Consider the following 13,219-nt stretch of genomic DNA (forward strand, 5'->3'; position numbering starts at 1 on the left):
TCAGGGGGACCCCATGCCGCATTATGACGTCGAAAGGCTTAAAGCGGAGGTGTCGTGCGCGGCGCTATTGGAAAGCGCTGGCTGGATGGTTGATTTGCGCGAGAGTACACCAAAGGCGACCAAGTATCGTCGTGGGGAAGGAGAGGTCATCATTGTGGTTCACCGCGGGCGAGGGTGGTTCGATCCGACATCGGAGGCCAAAGGCGACGTCTTGTCATTGGCACAGCATCTTGGTGCTGTCGATTTCGGCTCGGCGCTGAAGCTGATCGCCGGCCTCGTCGGATTTCAACCTGTCGAGCCGGCGTGGCAGCGTCGGTCGAAGTCCACTTCGCTTACAGCGATCGCGAGGCGTTGGTCTCAAAGACCATGGTTGGCCTATGGATCCGCCGCCTGGGTATATCTCACGTCCGAACGCGCTATCCCGGAGAACACTCTCGTGCGAGCCGTTACGGCTGGCAAACTCAAGGAAGGCCCTCGGGGCTCCATTTGGGCAGCCCATACCAACTCCTCAGATACGGTAACGGGATGGGAGGAGCGCGGGCCCGTGTGGAGAGGCTTCTCCAATGGGGGGACGAAGGCGCTTTTTGTTATCGGCAACGATGATGCGTTACGCCTTTGCGTGACGGAAGCGGCGATAGATGCGCTGAGCCTCGCCGCCATTGAGGATTGGCGTGACGACACTAAGTACGTGAGTACCGGTGGAGGCTGGTCTCCTGCGACAGCCGACCGAATTGCGGCTCTTGCTGCCCGACCTGGCACTCGCCTAGTGGCAGCATGTGATGGAAACGACCAAGGTGATGTCTACGCAGCGCGATTGAGGGGTGCTGCCGAGACGGCGGGGGCGACTTTCCTGAGGTTGTGGCCTGAAGCTGAGGATTGGAATGATCAGCTACGGCAGAGGTGAGATAGATTGAATTGAGCCACAGGAGGACGATTCTGGCGGATGCGCCAACGCTAAACGGGATGATCGACAACGGCCCGAAGGCAGAGACCACTGCCACATCTGTAGTGGTGGTATCCTTGTTGTTGAGATAAGTAAGCTACGGTCCCGCCTCGTACAGGGCTCCAGTCCGGTCTTAGTCCCGACACCTTGCATCCCGACGTAAATTCGATCTTCGACTACCTCGACGATATCGTGCGATCGCGAACATGCCGCTTAGTTGAAGCCGTCACCGATTAAGCGCGTGCACCTCTCACCGTCAGAACCATTCACGGAAGCGCGATCGTCTGCCATCGCGTCGACAAGCAGCGTCGCGCGAACGTGGAACGTCCTAACCATTCCATCGCCGTGTAGATACTGGTTATGTCGCTGGCAACGACATATAGCCTGAATGTGTCGATGGAAGCGGGTTTAGTCGACATATCCCGATGATCAGCGCACCCTTTGTTCAAAGGGTGCGCACGCAGACAACCGATCGTTTGTGAACGTTTCTCGATGCTCCTAGCAGGTCATGGAGCGGGAACGGGCGTAGGGCGTTTCCAAGCATTTTCCAATCACTCCGCCATTGCCAGTGATTGCTCGCCGCTGGCGCTCAGCTTTGCCAGCACCGCGAGCGCTAGCGCCACCAGTGATAGGACGGCTCCAGCCCAGTTCGGCGAAGTTAGGCCGAACCCGGCGGCGATGGTAGCGCCGCCGACCCAGGCTCCGATTGCGTTTCCGAGATTGAACATGCCTATATTCACAGACGCCGCCATGGTCGGTGCGCCGGCCCGACTGGCACGGTCCATCACCAGTTTCTGGATGGGCGAAACGGTGGCGAAGCCGAAGGCCGCCATGAGGAAGACAGAGGCTGAGGCGACGGTGCCACTTTCGGCGCCAAACCAGAACAGGAAGAGTACGGCGGCTTGGGCCGCAAGTGTCACGAAGAGCGTACCGAACAGCGCTCGATCCGCGAAGCGCCCACCGATCCAGTTGCCGACGGCCAAGCCGAGGCCGAAGAGGATCATCAGCCGGGCGACGGCCGCCTCCGAGAATCCTGCCTGCTCGATCATCATTGGAGCGATATAGGTGATCGAGGTGAAGAAGGCGGCGGGACCGAATATAGTGATCCCCATGGCGAGCAGCACTTGAGAATCGGTGAAGGCGCGCAACTCTTCCCGCAGTGCGATTGCTTTCCCCGGTTCCATACGCGGCACCAGCGCCGCTACACTTACCACGGTCACCAGGCCGATCCCCGCGATGAGCCAGAACACGAGCCGCCAATCGTAGACCTGCGCGAGCCAAGTGCCTGCGGGAACGCCGAAGAGGTTCGCGAGTGTGAGGCCGGAGAACATAAAGGCAATCGCGCTTGCTTGCCGGCCCGGTGCCACAAGCGAGGCCGCGATAATCGAGCCGATGCCGAAGAAGGCGCCGTGATTGAACGAGGTTATGATCCGTCCCACGAGGGCGATCGACAGCGTCGGCGCAAGGGCGGTGATCACATTGCCTAGCGTGAAGATGCCTGCAAGTCCGATCAACATGATCTTTCGGGGCATCCTGGCACCCAACACGGTCAGGACCGGCGCGCCCACAAAGACGCCGAGGGCATAGGTAGTAGCCATCAGGCCGGCTGTCGGTATATCGACATCGAAGCTTCGCGCAATCTGCGGAAGAATGCCGGCGATGATGAATTCGGTGAGACCGATACCGAAAGCGCCGACTGCCAGCGCGAATAGGGCCAAAGGCATTGCAGAAACTCCATATGTGCTATTATTATCCGAATGGCATTCGGTAAGAGCGGACATATGATGCGCCCGTGTTCGGAGATAAAGCGGCAATGGCTTCGACAGAGAAAGAAACAGATGCTGTTCGGCAGACCAGACACCAGCCGGCAGAACTCGACGCGATCGACCGAAAAATATTAGGGGCGCTCTCGGAGAATGCCTCGCGCAGTTATGCCGACCTGAGCAAGATCGTGAATCTTTCGGCGCCCGCCGTGCATGACCGCGTGAAGCGCCTCAAGCGCGACGGCGTCATCAAGGGAACCGTTGCACGGCTTGACGGCTGCAAGCTGGGCCGCACTCTTTTGACCTTCCTGGTGATCGATACGAGCAGCTACAATGCGACACGCGAACTGCTGAAGTTCATCAGGCGGCCGGAGGTCGAGGAGCTCCACACCGTCGCCGGTGACGGGTGCGTTCTTGTAAAAGTCCGGGCTGCGGATACGGAGTCGCTCGAGACGTTCCTTATGGAGATCCAGAGCCTGGAGGGCGTCCGGTCCGTGCGTAGCTACATCGCGCTTTCCACGTTCCTCGAGCGCGGTCCATCGCCGGATTGACCCGGTCCCTTCGCCGCATTTTTCTTTCCTATGATGCTGGCTGCGGGCGTTACCGCCGGAGGACGATGAACCCGGCGAGCGGGATGAGCACAATACCGACGATGGAGGCAGCGTCGAGCCGCTCAGAGAAGAACACGACGCCCCAGACGACCGCGAAAGCGAGGTAGGAAAAGTCCCAGGTCGAGATGAGGGCGGGCGGCCCCAACTGATACGCCACGGCAGTTCCGACGCTGCCGATCAGCATCGTCATGCTCAAGAGGAGGATCAGTGGCCATGGGATATCTCCCGCCGAAAGCCAGTTCCCTGCAAGCGCGCCTGCCTCTCCGATCCATAAGTTGGCCAATCCCGCAAGGCCTCCCAGAACGAGAGCCAGCAGGTTGAACAGGAGCGCGAGAACGAAAGGATTTTCACCGCGATTGCGGGTGCGGGTCAGCACCATAGCAATTGCATAGAGAATGGCTGCGGCGAGGGGCATCAGCGTGTGCATGGTCAAATCGCCCGCCTGCGGTTTCATCATCAGAAGCACGCCGCCGAATCCGAGCACGAGGCCGAGCCAGCCCTTGGCCCCCATACGCTCCCTGATCCAGACGGCGGAGAACAGGGTGATGAAGATTGGGATCGTATAGTAGACAGCCGCCACCATGGAGAGATCGAGATGCGGCAGCGAGGCATAGTAGAGCAGCAGGCTGGAAAGAAGCAGCGCGCTGCGCAAGACGCTCCAGCGGAGATGGATTGGCCGCAGGGAGATCTGCGGAAGCCGCCATCTCAGCATGATCAGCATCGGCAAAGTGATGCAGGATCGCAGGACGATGAACTGCGACAGCGGCATGTCCGCGATCGTGACTTTTATGATCGCATCGGCGATGGACAGCGTCAGGTCGGTCACGACCATCACCGAAACCGCGAGAGCCACCCTGTCCGACTTCGGCGCTACATCACTGATCGACATTCTGCGCTCCCTTGCCATGCCTGAACGGTATTGCGCCGAGTCGCCTCCAGCAATCGGAACTATATGGAAATTCTGTCCGCAATGACGGACAATGAAGGAGCGTCGCTGAGGGAGGTGCAATGGTGGACAGTGCGGACGACATGATCCTTCTGGCCGAGGTCGCTGAAACCGGCGGCTTCTCGCGCGCCGGCGAGCGGATCGGCATGCCAAAGTCCACGGTCAGCCAGCGTATTGCCCAGCTGGAGGAACGCCTCGGTCTCAGGCTGCTCAACCGCTCGACACGTCACGTCAGCCTCACCGAAGCCGGGCAGGTCTATCTGGACTATTGCCGCCGGGTTCGTGCCGAGGCGTCGGCCGCGGCGGTGGCGATGAGGAATCTAAAGGAGCAGCCGGTCGGGACGCTGAGGATCACCTGTCCCGAGATTACCGCCAGCCATTTCATGCCGGGGTTTCTGGAGAGCTTCGCCAAGGACTTCCCCCAGATCGCCGTCGAGTTGCTCGCCACAAACCGGCACCTGGACATCATCCAAGAATGCATAGATTTTGCCTTCCGAGTAGGGCGGGCCACGGGGCAGGGGCTTATTCTCCGCAGAATCTCCTCGATCCGCCGAGCGCTTGTTGCCGCTCCGGCCTATATCGCACGGAACGGGCCGGTCAGGGATACTGACGATCTGCTGCGTCATCGATGCCTCCTGCATGATGCCCAACGAGAATGGTCTTTCTCATTCGGCGATGAGCGCCGTACTCTCCGCCCGGCGGCTGGCGCGATCTCGGACTCGATGGGCTTCCTCCTGCACTCCGCCATCGCCGGCGGCGGAATTACCCTCTTGCCTGCCTATGCCTGCGAGCCGGCATTGGCGTCGGGCCGTCTCGTCGAACTGCTCCCTGATTGGGAAATTCCGCCGTACGAGATGGCCCTGATCGTCCCCGACCGAAACAACCAATCCAAAGCGCAGGCTGCGTTTCGCAGCTTTGTGCAAGGTTTCGACTTCACAGCGTTCGCCGGCAGAAGATAGGAGCCCACCCAGGTGACGGCGGCATGCCGCATCGCAACGGGTCCACGTCATGGTCGCGCGGCCCCCGGTGAAATTGTCATGGAAAGGATCGCGGTAGGCTTTCATCGGCCAGGCATCAGTCGGCGCCGAGCCAAAAAGACGGCGGACGTTTGGTGCTCACGGTCTCATCCCACACAGGGGGAGGGCCGACGGTCACTTTCGCCCGCATAGTCTGGAAACAGGTTGGACGTTCGGTCGCGTCGCTGTAGGACTGATCGCGGAAAAGGTTGGGCCTTGCATGAATTGGAAATTGAAGCGCGTTCGGCAGTGTGACAAGTGCCCCTGGAAGGTCTCGACGGACCCTCACGATATTCCGAATGGCTATGACGAAGTTCGACATGCCGCCCTCACTACGACGATCGCGGCGCCGGGGAGTCTAACCGGGACCGGCCGTGCTATGGCATGCCACGAGCACCCCGTTGGCGAGGAAGCACACTGCGTCGGCTGGCTGATGAATCAGCTTGGGCCTGGAAACAACATTCCCCTGCGCCTGAAGGTGCGATCCTGCGAAAACATCGACGCCGTCGTTTTGGACGGCCCGCAGCACGAGACCTTCGCGGAGACCTTGCCGAAGGGCAGGGGGTCACCCTCCGAATAGCGCTTAACTATGGAACGACTACAGCCCGGCGGCCTTGGTCAGGTTGACGCGAAACCGGTCGCGGCGACGCTGGTAACGGCGGGTCATTTCGGCTGAAGCGTGGCCGAGTTGCTTTTGCACATGACGCTCGTCGACCTCGGCTGAAGAAGCGAGGCCAGCACGCAGCGAGTGCCCGGCGAACTTTTGCTCTCGTTCCGCTTCGGATAGATCGCCGCGCACGCCGGCGGCAAGTGCTGTCTTCTTAACGAGCCGCGCCACTTCCTGGTCATTGAGGCGATCCGGCCCAACATTCTTGCCCTGGCCGGTCACGCGGCGGAAGAGGGGACCTTTGGCGAGCTTGGCGAACTTGATCCAGGTTTCCAGCGCCGCGACAGGGCAGGTGGCGTCTGAAGAGCCCCGGCCGACATCGACCTCGCGCCAGCCGGTTTTCCCACGCAAGGTCAGAAGCGCCCCCTTGTCGAAGATTTCGATCCAGCCGCGGCCGTCTTCCGTCTGGTCGCGGCCAAGATCGAGTCCGGTGATTTCCGAGCGACGCAAGCCGCCAGCGAAGCCGATGAGCAACATAGCTCGGTCGCGCAACCCACGCAGGCTGCCCCGGTCGAGCGTTTCGAGCATGGCGATCAGGTCTTCCGGCAGGATGGCTTCCTTCTGCCGGGGCGGGGCGGCGTGGCGATTGCGGATGCCGGCCATGACGGTGGCGATCGCCCGGTCCTTGCGCTCCAGCGGCATGCCGCGCTGCGCGCAATTCCAGCCGATCGCTGCCAGCCGGCGCTCGATGGTCGAGACACTGTTGGGTTTTCCGCCGCGCTCGGCCGAACCGGACGCGCAGGCGGTAATGTAGAGCCCGACGACCTGCGGATCAGGGGGGAGGGGAGACAGGTTCTGGCGCCGGCACCAGGCGGAAAAATGCTTCCAATCGGAGGCGTAGGCCTTCCGCGTGTTGGCGGAGCTGGCGGCCGCGACGTAGCCGCGCGCGCGATCGGTAAGGTCCTGCAGATGCGCCGGCAGGCTTGTGCTCGCTTCGGCGAGAGGGGAGGGGAGACCGGCCGATACCTCGCTGGCGGAAATGCCGTCGGCCGCCGGCGTGCTGTACGGCGGCGCAGGGTTCTCCGAAGCATGAAATTCGCTGTTTGTCAGTTGACCGGTTTTGATGGAACAGCACATTCAATGTTTTCAATAGCATAAACGATTCAGTTTTGCGAGACGGATTCACTTTTCGTGGGACTACGTTACAATCCTGATTCGGAAATAGTGGGACTACGTTCGCAACCTTCTCGTAGTATAGCTATGGATCGCAACGAGGCCAATGAGCGGGAATGGCAGACGGCGCTTGCACGAGCCGCTGTGCTACGCCGCTTGCCGCAACGACCGAGCCGAGACGAAATCGCCGACGCGATGGCTGAGTTGGGAGTCGGCCGGACGACGCTATTTCGCTGGTTGAAGAGTTTCCGGGAAGACGAGCGGATCGCGGTCCTGATCGAACGCAAGCCGGGTCGGCGACCGGGGATCGATGCTTTCGAACCGGAACTGAAGGTGCTGGTCGATGAAGCCATCCGGACGTTCTATGCCACGCCGGAACGGCCGAGCCTGACGCGGCTGTGGAAGCGCATCGTCGCCGAGTGTCGGCATAGCGGTTTGACGCCGCCAGCGATCAGACGGTTGAAGGCCTATCTTAAGACCTACGATGCGGAAGCGCTGATGCGTCGGCGTGAAGGAAAGGCGCGGACAGAGGCGCAATTCCTGGCCCTGCCTGGCGAGTTTTCCGCGCAGCATCCACTGCAGATCGTCCAGATCGACCATACCAAGGTCGATGTGACGGTGGTCGATCCGATTGAACGACAGCCGATCGGCCGACCTATTCTGACGATTGCCATCGATGTCTGCACGCGCATGGTGCTGGGGTTCTACCTCTCCCTGGAGGCACCTTCGGTGACCTCGGTGGCGCTATGCCTGACGCATGCGATCATTGATAAGACACGCTGGCTTCAGGATCGTGGAATTCCGCTCAAATGGCCAGCGAGCGGCTTGCCCGAGTGTATCCATGTCGACAACGGCGCCGAATTCCACGCCCGTGCGTTCAAGCGGGGCTGCGACGACCACAACATCGTCGTCTCTTATCGGCCGCCAGGAACGCCCCGATTTGGCGGCCATGTCGAACGCCTGATTGGCACGATGATGGGGGCGGTGCATCTGCTGCCCGGCACGCACTTCTCCAACGTGCTGGAGCGGGGCGACTACGATCCCGAGGTGCGGGCCGTGATGACGATGCGTGAGCTCGAGGCCTGGCTGGCGCTGGAGATCATCGCCTACCATACCGACCTGCATCGCGGCATCGGCCGCCCGCCGGTGGCGGCCTGGAACGAAGCCGTATCGGCGCGGCCTGTGCGGCAGGTGCGTGATCCGCTTGCCTTTCTGATCGATTTTCTGCCGTTCGAGCCGCGAGTGCTGCGGCGGACCGGCATCCACATCCACAACATCTGCTATTGGTCGGATGGTTTCGCGCCCTGGATCGGCCGGTGCGACGACAAGGTTCTGGTCAAATATGACCCGAGGGATCTGCACCAGGTGTTCGTCAAGTTGGATGGAAACTATCTGATGGCGCCGACGCGCAATCCCGGACGTCCCGCCATCACGCTGTGGGAACAGAAGGCGGCGTTGCGCGTGCAGCGAGCCCGCGGCCGCAGCGAAATCGACGAGGAGACGATCTTCCAGACGATCGCCGCGCAACGTGCCTTGGTCGACCATGCGACGCGGGAGACTTTGCAAACGCGCCGACTGCGCGCGCGGCGGGCGCATCTGTTGGCAAAGCCGGCGCTGCCGGCCAGCGCGCCGGCGGACGAACCGGTGATCGCCTTGCCACATTTTCCAGTGGAGGTATGGGAATGACGGCCTATGCGCACCTCGATCCCGCCGTTCGGGCCCATGTCGACCTGCCCGAGCGCGAGCGTATCGAGCATATCCGGGTGGATCGGTGGGTTAATTATCCGCGTGCCCGACAGGCGCTCGACAAGCTCGAGGAACTGCTCTTGTTTCCCAAACGCGCGCGCATGCCCAATCTGCTGATCTTCGGCGCGTCGGGCATGGGCAAGACAATGATCATCGAGAAGTTCGTACGGGCTCATCCGCCGCGCTTCGACGAGACCATCGGCATCCATCACCGGCCTGTCATCGCCGTGCAGATGGTCGCCTCACCGGACGAGGGACGTTTTTATCACCGCCTGCTTTCGGTAATCGGCGCGCCGCCGCCGACGCGCGCTACGCTTGGGCAGCTCGAAACGCAGGCACTGCGACTGCTGCAGGAAATCGCGCCGCGCATGCTGGTTATCGACGAGGTCCAGAATCTGATCGCCGGCACCTACCGCGAGCAGCGCCGGATGCTCAATCTGCTGCGCTTCCTCGGCAACGAGTTGCGGATCCCACTGATCTGCCTCGGCTCGCACGAGGCGCGCGATGCGATCCGGGGCGACGCCCACCTCAACAGCCGCTTCGAGCCCTACGGTCTGCCACCGTGGCGGCACGACGACGACTTTCACGGGCTGATTGGCGGGCTGCTATGCTCGTTGCCGCTGCGTTTCCCGTCCGAGCTGACGGATAGCGCACTCAAACGGCTCGTGGAGATCAATGGCGGCATCACGGCCTCGATCTTCCGGATGGTGATTGATCTCGCCACGGACGCCATTCTCACCGGAACCGAACGGATCACGCCGACCGCGATCCTCGATCACCGCGTTGCCGCGCCGACGACCTTCGCTGCGGCCTGAGCCGTGATGGGGGAGGGGAGGGCGCCGCTGCCGATCGTGCCGCCGCCCTTTCCGGACGAACGGCTGAGTTCCTGGCTCGAGCGGATCGCCGATGTCTATCTGGTTTCCCGGGAAGGGCTGCAAAGGCATGTCGGCTGGGTTCGGCCCGCGCTGCAGCTCGAGAGGGAACCCGTGCAGAACGACCTCAAGCGCATCGCCGCCGCAACGAGCAGTTCGGTCCAACGCCTGCTCGCCATGACCTTCCATGACGCGCCGGCGCGCTATCGCGACCTCCTTCTCTTGGATTCCCAGGCATTTTGCCCGGGCTGCTCGCGCGGCATGCAACGACCGCAACGTCTCAGATCCTGGGCGTTCGCTTTTTCCTTCTGGTGCGAGCGACATCGTCAACCGCTTGTCAGCTGCAACACACGCGGCGCCAGTGCTCTGGGCGACTATTGGATCGCCCGTCAGGGTGCGCAAATCCTCCATCGCTGGGCAATGGGAGGGGATTCCGACACACTGTCCGTCAGCGCGATTTTATCGTTGCTGCTGTCGCCGGTGCGCGAAGCGTCGCCTGCGGCGCCGTGGGAACTGGCCGGCTTGCCATTCTCGTGTCAGCACGAGCCATCCATCCGATCGCAGCGCTTCCGACGCCCTGCCTTGACGGTCGTGGTGCCGGAATTCCGGGTCGCTGTGCCGATCTATGAGCAGCAACTGCCTTCAGCCATCAGCGATTTGCCGGACACGTCAGGGGCGGAGCGGTACGGGCTTGCGATCGGCGTTGCCCGCGTCCTGCAGGATCCGGCCGACGCCATCGTTCGCATCTTGGAAGCTTCCGACGAGTTCGGCCGAAAGAAAGTCACGGCGCTGATCGACCGGTGGCCGACTGCAATCCGCAGCGCTGTCGATCGCCGCGCGCCTTGCACCCGCAGGCGAGGGGAGGGCGCAAGAGCAGCGACCAGTCCCCGCGTCAACCGTTCGCGGGTTCGTGCACCTTCAGCCCGAGATCCCGGGCGCGATCAAGCAGATGCTTGACCGACGAAGCCGCCCATTTCCAGCCGCCACGCGGGGCCCGTTCGCGCATCGCCTCGAGTTGCGCCGCGATCGCCCGCAGGCTGAGATGCGGGTCGGCGGTCGCAATACCGGCAACGAGCCTCACCAATCGATCTCGGGCGGCCGCCGCGGGGCGCGCTGAACAAGCTCGGGCTCGGCGAGGCCCTCGTGCACCAGGCGGCGCACCGATCGGCGCAGGCGCTCGACGGTCCATTTCTGGCCGCGGCTGTGAGTTTTATCGACCTTCACAGAAGGCCGTGGAGTGGATTTCCGGGGCTGCGATGATCCAGCGGTCGGAAAACGCGGGAAAACGCGTCCTTGGCCTTCTGTGGCCGAAACACTGCAAAACAGGCTGTTTTGGTCCGGAGAGCACGATGGACAGCGCCAAGCGTGGTGAATGCTGGATTTAATCGCCTTCCGACCACCGGTTGGAGCGGAAATCATGAGACTACGTGAATTCGGACCGGAAATCGTGGGACTACGTGACAAACCAACGTTACATCCGGTCGACGTAACGGCCACAATAAATACAATAGCTTAGTGGAAACAGGCCCAGGAACTCTGCGCGTAGTCCCGTGAAAACCGACTCGAAAAGGCGGCGAATCCCACGATTTCCGGTCTGCTGACAGTCGTGACGCCAATACGAGCGCCAGTGGTCATTTCTCTATGAAAGAAAATAACGAACGATAATGCAATCTTATCCATCATTATAGAGGAAAGACAAGCTGTGCGGTTATGTCGATAATGATAGCCTAAACCGCGCACCCGTTATAGGATGGCGGTCATGGATTCGCCCGTCACCCCTCTCGTTCCTGCTCCGGCGTTCATCGCCGCCCTACCTGGCTGGGCCCTGCCGCGTGGCCGCGAACCGGACGAGATTGCCGCCGCCTTTGCCGCCGGCATCACCTTGAAATCGCTCGACGATCTTGTCCGCGCCGCACCCGTCTGGGTCGGCTGCTGGCGGTCTCGTCAGGCCCTGAAATGTGCCGCCGTCGCGGTCCGGCTGATGGGCCGCAGCGAGGACGAGCCCGCGTTGCGCGACGCCGTTCTGCTGACGGCCGCCGGCGACGATCCCGGCCCGGCCGGCCGCGTGCTTCTGGCCTACAAAAGGTTTTCCACGCGAAAACCCGGCTTTTCCTCGAAAGCCGTGGCCGAATTGGCCGAACTTCTTGGGCTTGCCTGGGACGAGCGTCTCGCCGCGGCCGTCGATCACGCCGACGATGCGCTGCAATCGGGCCACCCGGCGCCGTTCGCCGCGGCGGACCTGGTCACGGCCATCCATGCCGTGCGGCCGGACGCCGAGCCGCTCGCCTGGATGCTGGCCGATCTGTTGATCGCCGCGCTGCTGAAATGGAATTTTGCCGTGCCGCTGCTGATGGCCGAGCGCTACGGGCCGGCCTTCAAGACTATCGGGGGCAGGGGCCGTGTGCGCCCGGGGGAGCCGGCCTTCGCCCGCGCCGTCTGCCTTGCCCTCGCCGAGGCAACGGGCGCGGCCCTGCGCACCGCCGGTGAGATCGCCCGCCGCGCCGAGACGCTGCGCGCCGCAGTGCCAAAGGTCCGGACGAAAGGCGCCGGTACCGTCATCCAGGCCCTGCTTGACGAGGACGCCGTGGCAGCCTCCGCCCCCGGCATCTCTCTGTCGCGCTGGGCGGCGACCCGGCTGTTCGACCGGCTGGAAGGTTTTGGCGCCGTGCGCGAACTGTCAGGCCGCGCGTCGTTCCGGATCTATGGATTGTGACATGAGCGGACCGGAGGCAGCGGGCAAAACACGGACGTCTCGGACGAAGGACGCAAGCGAACGCTTGTTGGATCGGGAGCTGGTGGATTTGCCGCCGGACCTGCGCTGGCGCGAATGGATGCTGCGCGTCGAGGCGGTGATCTTTGCCGCGGCCGGGCCGGTCGGCCGCGAGACGCTGGCCCGTGTCGTCGGCAAGGACTGCAGCATCGACCTCTTGATCGACGACCTGCGCGCGGAGCTGCGGGACCGGCCCTATGAGATCGTCTTCGTCGCCGGCGGCTGGCAGCACCGAACGCGTTCGGCTTACGCATCCGCGATCCGGGCATCGCAGGCCTCGACGCGGAGCGCGGCGCCGGCGCTGTCCGACTTCGAGGCCATGGTGCTGATGGCGATCGCCTATTTCCAGCCGATCACCCGCGGCGACCTGTCGAAAATCTTCGGCAAGGAGGTCAGCCGCGATACGATCGCCAGCCTCCGCAACGCCAACTTCCTCGCTTCCGGCCCGCGCAGCCCGACGCCCGGCGCGCCCTACACCAATGTCACGACAAAACACTTCCTCTCGGCCTTCGGCCTGCAGACGCTGCGGGATTTGCCGGACATCGAGGCGCTGGAGGATGCGGGGTTGCTCAGCCGAAAAGGTGTGCAGGACGAAGCGTTGGCTGCGGCCGAGTGTGAAGAGGATTAGCCGGGTAGCGCACCCGCAGAAGACGTTCTCATGCAACTGTTGATAAAATGCCCTCCTATGTTCGCAAGCTAAAGGTTGGACTCCCAAACACAGCTCCTTCCGACTAATGCTAGTACGGATTTGGAGTGGAAATGGGATAATGTT

11 protein-coding genes and 1 pseudogene are annotated in these 13,219 nt (G+C 62.4%); 8 read left to right on the forward strand and 4 right to left on the reverse strand.

What is annotated here, in order from left to right:
• Positions 1-13 precede the first annotated feature (13 nt).
• Positions 14-904, forward strand: coding sequence for a DUF3991 and toprim domain-containing protein (locus tag ShzoTeo12_RS27670; protein ID WP_318914555.1), 891 nt, complete (start codon positions 14-16; stop codon positions 902-904).
• A 590-nt stretch (positions 905-1,494) separates the two neighbouring features.
• On the opposite strand, the gene ShzoTeo12_RS27675 is transcribed toward ShzoTeo12_RS27670, so the two are convergent.
• A complete protein-coding gene (locus ShzoTeo12_RS27675) occupies positions 1,495-2,667 on the reverse strand; it encodes an MFS transporter (RefSeq protein WP_318914556.1) in 1,173 nt (390 codons plus the stop codon).
• Positions 2,668-2,756: 89 nt separating this feature from the next.
• Between ShzoTeo12_RS27675 and ShzoTeo12_RS27680 the strand changes: the two genes are divergently transcribed.
• A complete protein-coding gene (locus ShzoTeo12_RS27680; RefSeq protein ID WP_318914557.1) occupies positions 2,757-3,257 on the forward strand; it encodes an Lrp/AsnC family transcriptional regulator in 501 nt (166 codons plus the stop codon).
• A gap of 49 nt (positions 3,258-3,306) precedes the next feature.
• Here the strand turns inward: ShzoTeo12_RS27680 and ShzoTeo12_RS27685 are convergent, their stop codons facing one another.
• On the reverse strand, positions 3,307-4,206 hold the full coding sequence (locus ShzoTeo12_RS27685) for a DMT family transporter (protein ID WP_318914558.1): 900 nt from the start codon (positions 4,204-4,206) through the stop codon (positions 3,307-3,309).
• 119 nt (positions 4,207-4,325) lie between these two features.
• Here ShzoTeo12_RS27685 and ShzoTeo12_RS27690 point away from each other — a divergent pair, with 119 nt between their 5' ends.
• The gene (locus tag ShzoTeo12_RS27690; protein WP_318914559.1) at positions 4,326-5,222 is read left to right on the forward strand and encodes a LysR family transcriptional regulator; all 897 of its coding nucleotides are present in this window, start codon (positions 4,326-4,328) and stop codon (positions 5,220-5,222) included.
• A 655-nt stretch (positions 5,223-5,877) separates the two neighbouring features.
• Here the strand turns inward: ShzoTeo12_RS27690 and ShzoTeo12_RS27695 are convergent.
• Positions 5,878-7,023: a site-specific integrase gene (locus ShzoTeo12_RS27695; RefSeq protein ID WP_318914560.1), complete on the reverse strand. Its 1,146-nt coding sequence runs from the start codon at positions 7,021-7,023 to the stop codon at positions 5,878-5,880.
• Positions 7,024-7,146: 123 nt separating this feature from the next.
• Between ShzoTeo12_RS27695 and ShzoTeo12_RS27700 the strand changes: the two genes are divergently transcribed.
• From ShzoTeo12_RS27700 to ShzoTeo12_RS27710, 3 genes are read left to right on the forward strand one after another with little or no spacing between them, the layout of a single operon-like run.
• Positions 7,147-8,745, forward strand: a complete 1,599-nt coding sequence (locus tag ShzoTeo12_RS27700) for a Mu transposase C-terminal domain-containing protein (RefSeq protein WP_242224993.1) — start codon at positions 7,147-7,149, stop codon at positions 8,743-8,745.
• Positions 8,742-9,620, forward strand: a complete 879-nt coding sequence (locus ShzoTeo12_RS27705) for a TniB family NTP-binding protein (RefSeq protein WP_242224995.1) — start codon at positions 8,742-8,744, stop codon at positions 9,618-9,620. Before ShzoTeo12_RS27700 ends, ShzoTeo12_RS27705 begins: the two co-directional genes overlap by 4 nt.
• 6 nt (positions 9,621-9,626) lie before the next feature.
• Positions 9,627-10,634: a TniQ family protein gene (locus ShzoTeo12_RS27710; RefSeq protein WP_242224997.1), complete on the forward strand. Its 1,008-nt coding sequence runs from the start codon at positions 9,627-9,629 to the stop codon at positions 10,632-10,634.
• Here the strand turns inward: ShzoTeo12_RS27710 and ShzoTeo12_RS27715 are convergent.
• Positions 10,570-10,874, reverse strand: a pseudogene (locus tag ShzoTeo12_RS27715) (recombinase family protein); the annotation flags it as partial. The gene ShzoTeo12_RS27710 and the pseudogene ShzoTeo12_RS27715 overlap by 65 nt on opposite strands.
• A 562-nt stretch (positions 10,875-11,436) precedes the next feature.
• Between ShzoTeo12_RS27715 and ShzoTeo12_RS27720 the strand changes: the two are divergent.
• Positions 11,437-12,390: a DUF1403 family protein gene (locus ShzoTeo12_RS27720; protein ID WP_318914562.1), complete on the forward strand. Its 954-nt coding sequence runs from the start codon at positions 11,437-11,439 to the stop codon at positions 12,388-12,390.
• 1 nt (position 12,391) lies between these two features.
• Positions 12,392-13,075: an SMC-Scp complex subunit ScpB gene (scpB, locus tag ShzoTeo12_RS27725; protein ID WP_318914563.1), complete on the forward strand. Its 684-nt coding sequence runs from the start codon at positions 12,392-12,394 to the stop codon at positions 13,073-13,075.
• The last annotated feature ends 144 nt before the right edge of the window (positions 13,076-13,219 follow it).

Origin of the sequence: Shinella zoogloeoides (assembly GCF_033705735.1) — a bacterium.
In the GTDB taxonomy this organism is placed as follows: Bacteria; Pseudomonadota; Alphaproteobacteria; order Rhizobiales; family Rhizobiaceae; genus Shinella; species Shinella zoogloeoides_A.